This window comes from Streptomyces sp. NPDC058457 (assembly GCF_042720695.1).
Lineage (GTDB): Bacteria > Actinomycetota > Actinomycetes > Streptomycetales > Streptomycetaceae > Streptomyces.
Map to the genome: position 1 here is coordinate 96840 of NZ_JBHXLU010000016.1, position 14180 is coordinate 111019.

Below are 14180 nucleotides of genomic sequence, written 5' to 3' on the forward strand. Positions count from 1 at the left end.
CCCGAAGGGGCGCTGGGGGTACCCCCGGCCGAAGGCTGGGGGAGGAACTGCGCGACCAGCCACGACGGACCGGCAGACGACAGACGGCACATCGCGGCCCTACCAGCGGAGCACCACCGTGCGGATCTCCCAGGGGCCGAGGACGAGGTCGAGTCCGTCCCGCACCGGTTCGGGGGCGATCGGCCGGCCGAGCAGGTCGACCGTGGTCGCCCCGGTGAAGGCGCCGGTCACGCGGACGGCCGTCGCGGTGTCCCGCATCGCGGCCAGCCGGACCTCGGTGCCGGGCCCGTGCTCGGGGTCGGTGACGCGGCGGATGCTCGACACGTGCACGTCCCGGCCGTCGACCTGCACGCCGTTCGCGTCCGGGGGCAGCGGGCCGCCGCCGGGCGCGGTGCCGCGGGTGACGAGGCAGTCGCCCCGGAACTCGTCGGCGAGGGCGACCGCGTTCGCGCCCTGCCAGCCGGCCGCCCAGGGCAGCACGGCGAACCGGTTCTCGATGCGCATGCCCAGGTCCTGGGCGCCCGGGGCGGGGATCTCGCTCGCCGCGGGCTCGTCGCGCAGGGGGTGGATGTTGACGCTGATGGAGCCGATGGCACGCAGCAGGGTGACGGCGAGTGCGGAGCCGTCGTCGACGAGTTCGTACTCGGCGGAGTGGTCGAGCAGCACGGTGGCCGGGCCCGCCGACACGAAGGTGCTCGCCGGGAAGGTCGGGATCGGGTACTCGCCCCAGCCGCCCTCGGCGGTCAGGCCGCGCTCGGTGACGGCGAACTGCCCGGCCGAAGCGGAGCCGGTGACGGGCACGGGCAGCGGGACGTGCAGGCGCAGCCGGTGGTCGGCGGACCGGTTCAGGAACGCCGTGGAGACCCGGACGAAGGGCTCGCCCGCGCGTACTTCCACCAGCATGTCCACGGGGGTCGGGACGGTACGGCCGCTGCGCCGGTCCCGGTCGCCGTCGGCGAGCGCTTCCGGCCAGTCGTAGACGCGGGTGACGCGCAACCGGGCCCGCAGCGGGCCGCTTTCGAGGAGTTCGACGTCGACGCGGGTCGGCTCGGACACCGGCACGTCGTGGGCCGGAGGGGCGTAGTTGTAGCTGTCGCCGCGGTCACCGCCGTCGACCAGGCGCCCGACGCCGGACAGGACGGTGCCGTCGACGCCGGTCACGTCCAGTGTGCCGTCGGCGGCCACCGCGACCCGGACCAGGCCGTTGGAGAGGGCGTCCGCCGTCGCCGTCGCGCCCGGCGTCGCGGGGGCGGCGGGCCGCTCGCCCGCCTCGACCCGGAAGGCGGCCAGCCCGGCGGCCGGGACGGGTACGGCAACCAGTGCGGTGGCCCGGGCCTGGGCCAGGGTCAGTACCCGCCACTCCCCCGGGTGGGCCGCGGCCGCGGCGGCGACCTCGCCGCGCAGGGTCATCAGGTCGAAGGGGCCTTCCGGGACCTCGGCGAGGTGGAAGACCAGGGAGTTCGGGGTGAGTTCGTAGCCGTTGATCAGCAGGCCGAACAGCTCGCGGCGGTGGATCCGGCGCAGGACGCGTTCCAGCTGGGAGGCGTCGAGCCGCTCGTCGCTGAGGACGGTGGGCGCCTGGGAGACCAGCTGTACGGGGTGCGCCGAGCCGTCGGCGGTGGTCGCCACCAGCGTGCTGCCCTTCGGCGCGGCCACCACGTCCACCTCGACGAGCGCGGTCCGCGGCGCCGGCAGCGGGTTGGCGACCAGGTAGGCGTCGCCGGGCACCCCGGCGGCGGGCTCGGCGAGGGCCGCGTCCCGGACCGCGCGGGCGGTCTGCGCGGCCTCGGCGAGGCGGGCCGCGACCTGGTCGCAGGTCTCGTCGGTGCCGGAACCGACCACGGAGTCGTGCGCGGTGGACTCGATGACCTTGTGCCAGGCGAGGGCGAGGAAGTTGGCGTCGTCGCGGCCGGACCACAGGGCGTTCATCCGCTCGGCGTGGTCGACGGTCCGCTCGGCGGCGGCCATCCGCTGCTTGAGCCCGAGCCGTACCGACAGCACGCCCGGGAGGATGTTGCCCCGCACGTGGCTGCGGAGTTCGCCGGTGACGACGGCGGTCACCTCGTCCCGTGCGTGCTTGCGGATGTACTCGTCGAGCGTGGCGACGGTGATCGGCCGCTCTTCGCCGGAGGCCTTCCGCAGCCAGTCCGCGAGCCGCGGGTCGGGCGCGTTGTGGTCGGTGCCGGCCATGGCGAGGAGCGGGTCGCCGCCCCACCGCCCGGCGGTCATCCCGGCGTACTCGCCCAGCGCCCGCCTGATCTGGTCCGGCACGAGCAGGACGTCGAGACCGTTGTCGTACCCGTCGAAGAGGAACTCGGTGCGCACCTCGGAGCCGTCGGGCGCGCGCCAGCGGAAGGCGTGCCCGTCGACCGTGCCGGGCACCCCGCGCCACAGCGCCGCGTGCTCGATACCGGCCCGCGCCAGGATCTGCGGCATCTGCGCGATGTGGCCGAACATGTCCGGCAGATAGCCGATCGGCATCGCGCCGCCGAGCCGTTCGGCGGCCGCCCAGCCCATCTGGAGGTTGCGGACGATGGTCTCGCCGGAGCAGAGGAACTCGTCGAGCAGGATCAGCCACGGCCCGACGGCCAGCCGGCCCTCGCGGACCAGGGCCGCGACCCGGTCGCGGTTCTCCGGCCGCATCTCCAGGTAGTCCTCGACCGCGGCCATCTGCCCGTCGACGGTGAACCGGAAGCCGGGGTCGGCCTCGGCCGTCTCCAGCACGGTGTCGAGGGCGGCGACAAGGCGGTGCCGGAACACCTGGAACGGCTCGTACCACTCCCGGTCCCAGTGGAAGTGGGGTACGAACACGGCGGAGTCGGTCATGGAAGGAGACACCTTCTGTGCGTGGGGGGCGTCACTTGAGCGAGCCGGCGGCCAGGCCGGTGCGCCAGAACCGCTGGAGGAGGATGAACACGACGATCACCGGCAGGATCGACACCAGCGAGCCGGTGATGATGGACTGCTGGAGCAGCGGGGCGCGGGCGGTCTGGCCGTTCCACTCGTACAGGCCGAGCGTGATCGGGAAGAGGGACTCCTTCTGGAGCATCACCATCGGCAGGAAGAAGTTGTTCCAGATGGCCACGAACTGGAACAGGAAGATGGTCACCAGGGCCGGGGTCATCAGCCGGAACGCCACCGAGAAGAACGTGCGGAACTCGCCGGCGCCGTCCAGCCGCGCCGACTCGATCAGCTCCTGCGGCACGGAGGCGTTGGCGAAGATCCGCGCCAGGTAGACGCCGAACGGGCTGACGATGCTGGGCAGGAACACCGCGAAGTAGGTGTTGACGAGCCCGGTCGCCGAGAACAGCAGGAACAGCGGCAGGGCGAGCGCGGTGGTGGGCACCAGGACACCGCCGAGGATGACGGAGAACAGGAACTCCCGGCCGCGGAACCGGAACTTGGCGAGGGCGTAGCCGCACAGCGCGGAGATCAGGGTGCCCACGGCCGCGCCCAGCACCGCGTACAGGACGGTGTTGAGGGCCCAGCGGCCGAAGATGCCGTCGCTGCGGGTGAACAGGGTGTGGAGGTTCTCGAACAGGTTGAAGTGCGAGAACACCAGCCCGTTGGTGGAGGCGAGGTCGCCCTGCGGCTTGGTCGACGCGACGACCAGGAAGTACACCGGCAGCAGGAAGTAGACGGCCAGGAGCAGCATCAGCCCCATGGCGGCCGTACGGCTGATCCGGTTTTCGCGGGTGACGGTCGGTGTGCTCACAGTCCGGCCTTCTTCGAGGTCAGTCGCATGAACCCGAAGCTCAAGACGAAGGTGATGACGGCGATGACGACGGAGATGGCCGCGGCCTGCTGGTAGTTGTTCCCGGAGGCCACCGTGTAGGCGAGCATGTTCGGGGTGAACGTGCTGGAGATGTTCGAGGAGATCTGCCGCAGCACGGCCGGCTCGGCGTACAGCTGGAGCGTGCCGATGATCGAGAAGACGGTGGTCAGGACGATCGACGGGGCGATGATCGGCACCTTGATCCGCCAGGCGATCGTCCAGTCGGAGGCGCCGTCGATCTTCGCGGCCTCGTAGAGCTCCTGCGGGATCGACTGGAGCGCCGAGAACATGATCAGCATGTTGTAGCCGGTCCACAGCCAGGTGGAGACGTTGGCGGCCGACCAGAGCACGGCACCCGGGCCGAGGAAGTCGGGGTGCAGTCCGATGCCGTTCAGCAGGTCGACGACCGGGCTGAGCTGGGGCGAGTAGAGGTACGACCACATGATCGCGGCGATCACGCCGGGCACCGCGTACGGCATGAACGCGACGATGCGGAAGAACCCCTTGGCCCGCAGCAGGGGCGTGTCGAGCAGCAGCGCGATGATCAGGGCCACGAGCAGCATGACCGGCACCTGCACGATGCCGAACAGCCCGATGCGGCCGATGCTGGACCAGAACTCGTCGTTCTGGAGCACCTGCCCGTACTGCTCGAAGCCGCCGAAGGTCGTGTACGACGTCCCGTACTGGCCGCCGGAGCGGCGCACGACGCGGAAGCTCTGCCAGAGGGCGTAGCCGACCGGCACCAGGTAGAACAGCAGGAACGGCAGGAAGAACGGGGTCACGAAGGCGGCGACGGTGGCCGCCCCGGGGCCGCCGCCGTTCGGGCGACGGCGGCCCCGGGGCGTGGTTCGCACGCCGGCCGAGCGGGTTGCGAGGTCGGTCATTACGCGGTCACTTGCCCGCCGTCGCCGGGATCGCCTGGTCCTTCATCGACTTCAGCGCGGCGGCCTGGGCGGTCGCGAGCGCGTCGCTGAGGGTGCCGCTGCCGGCCGCGGCCTTGGCCATCGCGTCCTGGAGGGCCAGGTTCACGGTCTTCTGCGTGGGGCCCCAGGCGAAGCTGGTGTCGATCTTCTTGGAGGCGTCGGCGAAGACGTCGAAGATCTTCTCGTTGTCGTAGTAGGGCACGCCCTGCTTCAGCGCGGGCAGGTCCAGGCCCGCGGTGGCCGCCGGGTACAGGCCGCCCAGCTTGTTCTCCAGCGCCAGGGCGTCCGGGTCGGAGTTCAGCCAGGTGTTGAACTCCACCGACTCGTAGAGGTGCTTGCTGCCCTTCATGAACGCGACGGTCGAGCCGCCCCAGTCACCGGAGGAGCCGTTCGAACCCCACGTCGGCATGGGGACGATGGTCCACTTCCCGGCCTGCTTGGGCAGGTTGTCGCGGAACATGCTGTAGCCCCAGGCGGCGCCGACGTAGGTGGCGATCTGGTCCTTCTGGTACGCCGCGTACATCTGGGTGGAGCCGTGGGCGAGGTCGGTGCGCACGACCTTCTCGGAGATCAGCTTCTGCCAGTAGTCGGCGACCTGCTTGCTCTGCGCCGAGTCGACGCTGACCTGCCACTTGTCGCCGGAGTAGCCGTACATCTTGGCATCGTTCTGCCAGAGGAGCCCGTTGAACCACTCGGCGTTGTTCGGGTCGAAGAACGTGATGTCGAGGCTCGGGTCCGCCTTGTGCAGCTTCTCGGCGGCCGTCGCGTACTCGTCCCAGGTCGTGGGAACGGCGACGTCGTACTTCTTGAAGAGGTCGCTGCGGACGTAGAGCGCCATCGGCCCGGTGTCCTGCGGGATCGCGAACACGCCGGTGCCGCCGAAGCTGGTCTGCGACCACGTCCACGGCACGAACTTCGACTCGGCCGCGGTGGCCGCCTTGCAGGCGGAGGCGTCCACGAAGGCGCTCTGGGTGCGCAGGTTGGGCAGTTCGTCGTAGCCGACCTGGGCGAGGTCCGGGGCCTTGTTCGCCTTGAGGGCGTTGCCGAGGGTGCCGTACTGGTCGTTGGAGATGTTCTTCGTCTCGACCTGGATGTTCGGATGCTGCTTGTTCCAGAGGTCGACGACCTTGTCCATGCCCGGAACGGTGTTCCAGTACTGGAGGGTGACCTTGCCCTTCGCGGGCTCGCAGGAGGATGCGGACGCCTTGTCCGACGAACCGGACGAGGAACACCCGGCGAGTACGACGATGCCGGCCGTGGCCGCTGCTACGGCGAGGCGGGTGCGCGTGACTGTGCTGCTCATATCTTCCGTTCCAGAGAACGCCTGGCGAAGGTGGTCAGGCGGGTCGACATTGACTCCTGGAGGCGGCTGCCTGCTGGTTGGAATAAGGGTCCGTGAGCGGTAACGTGAGCGCTCACGGGAGCGGTAACGGGAAGTTGATTGGGAGTGTGAGCTCCGGTCCGCCGGAGTGTCAAGGCTCATGACGTCGGACCCGGGCATACTCGGTGTCCCTGCGACGCGGGCGCGTCGGCAATTTCACGGAGGTGCGCGATGGCGTCGTCGGGAACCGGACCCCGCAGGGTGACGATCGACGATGTGGCCGAGGCCGCCGGAGTGTCCCGGCAGACCGTGTCACGGGCGCTCAACGACAAGGGCGAGATCGGCGTCTCCACGAAGCAGCGGGTGCTGGACGCGGCCCTCGCGCTGGGGTACCGGCCGAGCCGGTTCGCCAGGGGGCTGGTGCGGCAGGACACGTTCAGCGTCGGCCTGGTCATCCCCGACCTGCTCAACCCGTTCTTCACCGAGGTCGCCGCCGCCGCGCTGGACGCGGCGCGGGGACGCGGCTGGCATGTGGTCGTGTACGACACCGGCGACCGGGTCGAGGAGGAGCGCGGCACCCTGGAGGTGATCGCCTCCCAGGTGGACGCGGTGGTGGGCTACCTGAGCCTGCCGGAGGACGAGATCGCGCGGCTCACCCGGGGGCTCCCCGTCGTCCTCATCGACCGCAAGCACCGCACGGAACGCTTCAGCTCGATCCTGATCGACGGCGAGGCGGGCGTGCACGCGGCGATACGGCACCTGACCGGGTCCGGGCACCGGCACATCGGCATGCTCGACCACGCGGAACGCTCCGAGCCGAGCATCCGGCACGAGTGGTTCGACGCCGCGATGTCCGCGTGCGGGCTGGACTCCGGTTCGGTGGCCCGCGCGGACCAGAGCGTCGAGGGCGGCGAGCGGGCGCTCCAGGAACTCCTCGCCCGGCACCCGGACCTGACCGCCGTGTTCACGTTCAACGACATCATCGCGATAGGGGCGTTGCGCGCCGCGCGCCGGCTCGGCCGGCAGGTCCCCCGGGACCTCGCCCTGATCGGCTTCGACGGCCTGGGGCTCGGCACGCTGGTCGAACCGCAGCTGACCACGGTGGCCCTGGACACCCGCAGCCTCGGCGCACTCGCCGTCGAACAGGCGGCCCGGCTGCTGACCGGCAGCGGCCCACTGCCCGCCGACCAGCTGAAGGTGGGGGCGGAACTGCGGCTTCGCGAGTCGGCGTAGGGGTGACCGGGCTCCGGGCCAGACGGTGACGGAGCCGGAGCCGGAGCCGGAGCAGCGCGTTCTCCCGTCGAGGTGTCAGGCGTCGGCTCTCTCGATGCGCTCCGGCTCCGGCGCCGTCATGCCCAGCCGCGCCTGTTCCTCCTCGACGATCCGGCGGGCCAGTTCGGTGTCCGAGACGTCGACCGCGTCCGGGGTGGCCTCGGCCACCGCGCTGCGGCGGGCGTAGGCGTCGAACAGGCGGGTCTTCCGCTCCAGCATCTTCACCAGACGCTCGTCCACTCCCCCGGTGGCGAGCAGGCGGTGCACCCGGACCGGTCTGACCTGGCCCATGCGGTGGGCCCGGGCGACCGCCTGGTGTTCGATGGTCGGCTTGATCTGCGGTTCGCAGATGACGACGACGGAGGCGGCCTGCATGTTGAGGCCGACGCCCGCGGCCTGGATCTGCGCCAGGAGCACCGCGGCGCCCGGGGCGGCGGCGAAGTCGTCGACGAGTTGCTGCCGGCGTGCGGCCGGGACGGCGCCGGTGAGCGGGCCGAAGACCGTGGTACCGGTGGCGAGCGCCTCCTCGACCACGCGCAGGACGTCCTTGAAGTTGGAGAAGACCACTGTCTTCTGCCCGTTCTCGCCGGCCTCCTCGACGATCTCCCGGAGCCGCTCCAGCTTGGCCGACTTGTCGGGGCGCAGGTAGGCGGCCCTGCGCATCGCCATGAAGTTGCCGGCGCGTACGGCGTCGCGGTACGCCTCCTCGTCCGACGCGCTCAGCTCCTCCCACTCGTCGGTGTGCTGGAGGCTGGGGAGCTCCGTCAGCACGTCGCGCTGGTTGCGCCGCAGGTAGACGGGGGCGACGGCCTTGCGGAAGGCGACCGATCCGGCCAGGGCGTCACCGTCGTCCAGGGACTCCGCGACGCCGCGGTCGAGCATGCCGACCAGGTTGCGGAACTCCGCGACCCGGTTCTCCATCGGGGTGCCGGTCATGAAGAGGGTGCGCTCGCAGCGCTCCGCCCACCGGGCGACCGCCTGGGACCGCTTGGCCTTCGGGTTCTTCACCGAGTGCGCCTCGTCGACCACGAACAGGCCGACCTCGCCGCCGCCCGGTTCGGGAAACCCGCGCAGCGCGTCGAACGTGGTCACCGCGACCCCGCCCCGCTCCTGCCAGTCGGCGAACGCGTCGCGCCGGTCGGGGCCGTGCAGGAGCAGCACGCGCAGGGCGCTGCGGGCCTCGATCTCCCGCGTCCAGTTCACGAGGACGCTCGCCGGGCACACCACCATGAAGTGGCTCCGCCCCTCGGCGGCCAGGTGGGCCAGCACGGCGATCGCCTGGATGGTCTTCCCGAGGCCCATCTCGTCGCCGAGGATCACGTTGCGCTGCGCGAGGGCGAACCGGGCGCCGAACGCCTGGTAGCCACGCAGGGAGACCCGCCGGTGCGAGTCGTCGAGGCGCTGGGCCCGGACCCGCTCGGCGATCTCGTCCGGCAGGAAGCCCTCGGCGGCGGCCGTGTCGGGTGCCGCACCCGAGATCTCGGCGAGCAGACCGTAGTAGTCGGCGGAGCGGAGTTCGAAGTCCGCCCAGGCGGCGAGGTCGGACGACGGCCCCCGGAGCAGGTCCACCGAGGCCTGCGCGAACAGTTCGGGCAGCCGCCCCCGGTCCGCCTCGTCCACCAGCGGACGGAGTCCGGCCACCGCCGCCAGCGCGCGGGCCTTCCTCTCCCGGCCGGCCAGGAGCATCCGGAACCGCCCGGTGGCGGGCCTGGCGTCGGCCAGCAGCGGCTCCATTCGTCGCGTCAGGGCACCGGCCCGGTCGAGGGCCCGCCGCGCCTGAGGCCCTGCCTCCACCAGTACCTGCAGGGCGGTGACGAGCGCGGTGGTGCTCGGCTCCGGCCGGTCCACGTCGATATGGACGGCCACGGTCTCGTGCACGGCCTCGGAGAGCCTGCGGGCCGCGGCGAGCATCTGGTCGGCGGTGCGCCGCCCGACACCGGGTATCTGCAGCAGCCGGTACGCGCCCGCTTCGAGCACCGCGCCCACCGTCCGCAGTCCGCTCTGTTCGACGCCGCCGAGCCGCAGCCGGCCTTCGGTGACGTCCTGGAGCCGCGCGACCGGGATGGCGTCGAGCTCCCGCCGTACCGCCGCGTCGTGGATCGGCTTGAGTGCCGCCCGTACCGCCTCGACGGCCCTGCCATGGTCATCGACCACGTTCCGGGCCGCCTCGGCCAGCCGCGCTCCCTTCGCGACCACACCCCGCTCGTCCCGCCCCACGCGCCCCCCTCACTCGCCGTTCGGGCATCCTCCCACCTCAAGGGCCGTGGGGGTCAGGGCCTGCCACAGGTCCGACAGCAGCGCATCCGCGTCGTGGGCCGAGGGCAGGGACTGTCCCGCAGGGCTTCGCGGATCGAGGTCGTGCGCCGGCGCCTCGGGCGGGTGTCACAACTGGCGAAGCCTCTTACCACTTGCGGCGTGCTGCTTCCGTACGCATACCGAGCGCGGCTACGTTCTCGCCGTGACGGACACCGGCCCGCAGCGTCGTGGATTCGCCTGGCTCCCGGTCTCGGTGGTGGCGCTCGCGGTGATGGCGTTACTGCTGATGTTCGCCTCGCGGTACGGCTATCACCGGGACGAGTTGTACTTCCGGGTACTGGGCCGGCATCCCGCGTGGGGATACGTCGACCAGCCGCCCGGCACGCCCCTGCTCTCCCGCGCGTCGATCGCCCTGTTCGGGGACACCGTGCGCGGCCTCCGGGTCCCGGCGGTCCTGGCGGCGGGAGCGGTGGCGTACCTGTGTGCGCTGATCGCCCGTGAGGTAGGCGGCGGCCCTGGCGCGCAGACGCTGGCGGCCGCGGCCTCCTCGGGGACGCTCGTGCTGACCTTCGGGCATCTGTTCGTGACCACGTCGCTGGACATGGTCGTGTGGCTCGCCGTCGCGCTGTTCGCCTTCCGGGCCCTGCTGCGCGACCGGCCACGGTGGTGGCTCGCAGTCGGCGCGGTGGTCGGCGTGGGGCTGTACAACAAGCTGCTGGTCCTGCTGCTTCTGGCCACGCTGGGTGCCGGCCTGCTGGCGGTCGGACCGCGCCGGGTGCTGCTGTCGCGGTGGCCGTGGGCGGGCATGGGGCTGGCCGCGCTGATCGGCGCGCCGAACCTCGTCTACCAGGCCACCCACCAATTCCCGGCGCTCACCATGGCCGGTGCCCTCCGCTCCGACAAGGGCGCCATGGGCGGCGTGCTGAACATCCCGTTCTTCTTCCTGACGGTCGGGCTGCCCCTGTCGTACATCGCCGTGGTGGGCCTGTTCCGGGTGCTCCGCGATCCGGTGCTGGGGCCCGTGCGCGCCTTCGGCGTCGGATACCTGCTGCTGCTGGTGCTGCTCTGCGCCGTCGCCGCACAGCCCTACTACGCCATGGGCATGGTGCTGACCCTGCACGCGGTGGGTTCGGTGCCGGTGGCGCGGGCGCTGGCCGAGCGGCGGCACAGCCGGGCGCTGTTCGCCCTGCTCCTCGGACTCAACCTGGTGGTCTCGGCGGCGTTCGCCCTGCCGGTGGTCTCCCTCCGCAGCCAGCAGAGCCTGCACTTCGCCGAGGCCGACCAGGGCCTCGGGGACGAGATCGGCTGGCCGCGCTACGTCTCCCAGATCGCCGCCGTCTACCGCCCGGGCGCGATCATCGTCACCGGCAACTACGGCGAGTACGGCGCCCTCGACCGCTACGGCGGCGCCCACGGCATTCCCGCGCGGGCGCTCTACAGCGGGCAGAACGCCCTGCGCACCCTGGGCACTCCACCCGACTCCGCCCGTACGGCCGTCGTCGTCGGCTACGACGACCGGGCCTGGCTGTCCGCCCAGTTCACCGACTGCCGCGTCGAGGGCCGACTGGACAGCGGCTACCGCATCGACAGCGAGGAACAGCACCGCGCCATCTACCTCTGCCACGACCCGGTGCGACCGTGGCACGCCCTGTGGCCCGGCTTCCTCCACTACGACTGACCGCGCGGGGCGTGTCAGACGGCCGCGTCGGACCCGCGCGAGCGGCGGTCGCACCACCCCGAGTCGTCCGCACCCCGAAAAATTCGCCGGTGCGGACATCACCGTGGAGAACGTCGCCACGGCGCACTCCCGCACCGTCACGGTCAAGGGCGGTGTCTCCTCACAGGCAGAAAAAGGCCTCGGCCTGCCCGAGATCGACGGACGTGCCGTGCGTGGCCTCAAGTTCGCCGAGGCGCCGCCCGCCAGGCTCGCCGAGGCAACGCCGGCCGCCAGGACGGTGGACGAGGCGGGCGCCCGCCTGCACAGGAGGAGCGGTGAGGCGGCGGGCCTCGATCACACGGTCCCGCGGACAGGCGGCCGAGCGTTGACCATCTCGTGGCCCGAGTCTCGCCGAGTGGCTACGGTTGAGCCATGACCGCACTGCCCGACTGGATGCGCCCGCCGCGCGTGGAAGGCTGGTTCGCGGAGGACCTGGACCGCCTCCCCGAGGCACCCCGCCACACCGAGCTGATCGACGGAGCCCTCGTCTTCATGATGTCGCCCCAGCGGTGGTGGCACGGCCACCTCGTCACCATGCTCACCGTCGCCCTCATGGAGCAGGCTCCCGCCGATGTCAGGGTCGGCCGCGAGATGACCATAAAGCTGGACGAGCGAAACCGGCCCGAGCCCGATCTGCTGTTGACGACCGCCCATTACGACGGCGACCGCACCTGGTTCGCACCGGATGAGGTACGACTCGTCATCGAAGTCGTCTCACCCGAGTCCGCGCACCGGGACCGCACGGTCAAGCTCCGCAAGTACGCGGAGGCGGGCATCCCGCACTACTGGTGTATCGAGGACGAAGACGGCGCCCCAGTCGTGCACGCCTACGAACTCGACGAACCGACTGGCGTCTACGCACCTGCGGGCATCTTCCGGGGCACCCTGAAGCGCCCGGTGCCGTTCGAGATCAGCCTGGATCTCGACAAGCTCACCCCGCCGCGGGGCGACTAGGAGTCAGCACCACATCAGCGCGGGGACACCGAAGGGGCCGGGCTCACCAGAGCCCGGCCCCTTCCGACCTGCACACTTGGCGGGGCCTCTAGCGCGCGGCGAGGAACCGTCACACGTTGAACCGGAACTCCACCACGTCCCCGTCCTGCATCACGTAGTCCTTGCCCTCCATGCGGGCCTTGCCCTTGGCGCGGGCCTCGGCCACCGAGCCGGTTTCGACCAGGTCGGCGAAGGAGATGACCTCGGCCTTGATGAAGCCCTTCTGGAAGTCGGTGTGGATGACGCCGGCCGCCTCGGGGGCCGTGGCGCCCTTCTTGATGGTCCAGGCGCGGGATTCCTTGGGGCCGGCCGTGAGGTAGGTCTGCAGGCCGAGGGTGTCGAAGCCGACGCGGGCGAGGGTGGCGAGGCCGGGCTCCTCGGCGCCGACGGACTCCAGCAGCTCCAGGGCGTCCTCCTCGTCGAGCTCGGCGAGGTCCTGCTCCAGCTTGGCGTTGAGGAAGATCGCCTCGGCGGGGGCGACCAGGGCGCGCTGCTCGGTCTTGAAGTCCTCGTCGAGCAGTTCGTCCTCGTCGACGTTGAAGACGTAGAGGAACGGCTTGGTGGTGAGGAGGTGCAGGTCGTGCAGGAGCTCGTTGCGCTCGGTGCCCTGGACGATGCCGTGGGCGAAGAGCGTGTCGCCCTTCTCCAGGATCTCCTTGGCCTCCTCGACGGCCTTGACCTTGGGGGCCACGTCCTTCTTGATGCGCGACTCCTTCTGGAGGCGCGGGAGGACCTTCTCGATCGTCTGGAGGTCGGCGAGGATCAGCTCGGTGTTGATCGTCTCGATGTCGTCCTTCGGCGAGACCTTGCCGTCGACGTGCACGACGTTCTCGTCCTTGAAGGCGCGGATGACCTGGCAGATCGCGTCGGACTCACGGATGTTCGCGAGGAACTTGTTGCCCAGGCCCTCGCCCTCGGAGGCGCCGCGCACGATGCCGGCGATGTCGACGAAGTCGACCGTGGCCGGGAGGATGCGCTCCGACTTGAAGATCGAGGCAAGCTTGGCCAGGCGGGCGTCGGGGACGCCGACGACACCCACGTTGGGCTCGATCGTGGCGAACGGGTAGTTGGCCGCCAGCACGTCGTTCTTGGTCAGGGCGTTGAACAGGGTCGACTTGCCGACATTGGGCAGGCCGACGATTCCGATCGTGAGCGACACGTTGCGACTTCCCGTAGTGAGAGGGTGAGTGGGCCAGGGGCTGCCAGTGCCGGCGGGCCGGCCGATCCACCAGTTTACGGGGTTCGGGGCACCCGGCCTGCGGTCGCGTCGAACACCTGGCCAAGCTCTCCTCTTCGGCTTGGTTTCGGCGTGTCTGGGCCGCGATTGGGCACATTAACCGACCTAAGTTGGTCCGGTGGAGCATCACAGGACCCGACCCCGACAACCCGGACCGCGCCGAGGCGCTCCCCGTGCGCCGCTGCCGCCGCAGGCGAGACGGCGGCCGGGGACGGCCGAGCGTCGGCCCGCTCCGGGAAGGTCGCGTCCGGCACCGGTGGCGGGGCCCGCGCGGCTGCCGGGTCCACGGCTCACGGGGCTCGGCTGCGGCCTCTTCTGCATGGCCGCGATGTTCCTGCTCGGCTTCCTGGACGACCTGCTCCTCGGGGCGTCCCTGACCGTGTACGGCGTGCTGTTCCTGCCGGTGTCCGCGCTGACCGCGCTGTGGGTGCGCGGGGGCGATCTGCTGACCGCACCCGTCGTCGTCCCGATCGCCTTCGCCGTCGGCCTGCTGGCCGTCACCGACGGCGGCGGCGGATTCCTGGGCGGGGTGATGGGTCTGGTGACGGCCCTGGCCACGCAGGCCGGCTGGCTCTACGGCGGGACGCTGATCGCCGGGGTGATCGTCATCGTCCGCCGGATCCGGCTGATCCGGCGCCGCCGCCGGGCCTGACCCACCCGCCGCCGGGCCTGACCCACCGAGCCCG

General features: G+C 71.2%; 11 protein-coding genes. 5 read left to right on the forward strand and 6 right to left on the reverse strand.

Translation table 11 applies throughout. The features are described from left to right. Positions 1 to 99: 99 nt before the first annotated feature. Genes ACFWPS_RS15935 through ACFWPS_RS15950 form a run of 4 tightly spaced genes read right to left on the reverse strand, consistent with a single transcriptional unit; the run spans position 100 to position 6001 of the window. Positions 100 to 2826, reverse strand: coding sequence for an alpha-mannosidase (locus ACFWPS_RS15935; protein WP_383705279.1), 2727 nt, complete (start codon positions 2824 to 2826; stop codon positions 100 to 102). 31 nt (positions 2827 to 2857) lie between these two features. Then, complete coding sequence (locus tag ACFWPS_RS15940; RefSeq protein ID WP_383705281.1) at positions 2858 to 3715, reverse strand: carbohydrate ABC transporter permease; 858 nt, start codon at positions 3713 to 3715, stop codon at positions 2858 to 2860. Beyond that, positions 3712 to 4659, reverse strand: coding sequence for a carbohydrate ABC transporter permease (locus tag ACFWPS_RS15945; RefSeq protein ID WP_383705283.1), 948 nt, complete (start codon positions 4657 to 4659; stop codon positions 3712 to 3714). The genes ACFWPS_RS15940 and ACFWPS_RS15945 overlap by 4 nt, the downstream gene beginning before the upstream one ends. Before the next feature lie 7 nt (positions 4660 to 4666). Continuing rightward, complete coding sequence (locus ACFWPS_RS15950) at positions 4667 to 6001, reverse strand: ABC transporter substrate-binding protein (RefSeq protein ID WP_383705285.1); 1335 nt, start codon at positions 5999 to 6001, stop codon at positions 4667 to 4669. Between the two features lie 249 nt (positions 6002 to 6250). Between ACFWPS_RS15950 and ACFWPS_RS15955 the strand changes: the two genes are divergently transcribed. After that, entirely contained in the window at positions 6251 to 7252 is a 1002-nt protein-coding gene (locus ACFWPS_RS15955; RefSeq protein ID WP_383705287.1) for a LacI family DNA-binding transcriptional regulator, read from the forward strand. A 75-nt stretch (positions 7253 to 7327) separates the two neighbouring features. Here the strand turns inward: ACFWPS_RS15955 and ACFWPS_RS15960 are convergent, their stop codons facing one another. Beyond that, positions 7328 to 9508, reverse strand: a complete 2181-nt coding sequence (locus ACFWPS_RS15960; protein WP_383705288.1) for a DEAD/DEAH box helicase — start codon at positions 9506 to 9508, stop codon at positions 7328 to 7330. 241 nt (positions 9509 to 9749) lie between these two features. On the opposite strand from ACFWPS_RS15960, the gene ACFWPS_RS15965 reads away from it, so the two are divergent. The 3 genes from ACFWPS_RS15965 to ACFWPS_RS15975 all read left to right on the forward strand — a co-directional run bounded on the left by ACFWPS_RS15965 (position 9750) and on the right by ACFWPS_RS15975 (position 12218). Next, entirely contained in the window at positions 9750 to 11225 is a 1476-nt protein-coding gene (locus ACFWPS_RS15965; RefSeq protein ID WP_383705290.1) for a glycosyltransferase family 39 protein, read from the forward strand. A 103-nt stretch (positions 11226 to 11328) separates the two neighbouring features. Further along, positions 11329 to 11640, forward strand: a complete 312-nt coding sequence (locus ACFWPS_RS15970; protein ID WP_383705292.1) for a hypothetical protein — start codon at positions 11329 to 11331, stop codon at positions 11638 to 11640. Further along, positions 11637 to 12218, forward strand: a complete 582-nt coding sequence (locus tag ACFWPS_RS15975; RefSeq protein ID WP_383705294.1) for a Uma2 family endonuclease — start codon at positions 11637 to 11639, stop codon at positions 12216 to 12218. The genes ACFWPS_RS15970 and ACFWPS_RS15975 overlap by 4 nt, the downstream gene beginning before the upstream one ends. 109 nt (positions 12219 to 12327) lie before the next feature. Here the strand turns inward: ACFWPS_RS15975 and ychF are convergent, their stop codons facing one another. Continuing rightward, positions 12328 to 13416 carry a redox-regulated ATPase YchF gene (ychF, locus tag ACFWPS_RS15980; RefSeq protein WP_217551385.1) on the reverse strand — a complete coding sequence of 363 codons (1089 nt, stop codon included), beginning with the start codon at positions 13414 to 13416 and terminating at the stop codon, positions 12328 to 12330. Between the two features lie 397 nt (positions 13417 to 13813). Between ychF and ACFWPS_RS15985 the strand changes: the two genes are divergently transcribed. Further along, positions 13814 to 14146 (forward strand): DUF6542 domain-containing protein, encoded by a 333-nt coding sequence (locus tag ACFWPS_RS15985; RefSeq protein WP_383705296.1) that lies wholly within the window; start codon positions 13814 to 13816, stop codon positions 14144 to 14146. Positions 14147 to 14180: the final 34 nt, after the last annotated feature.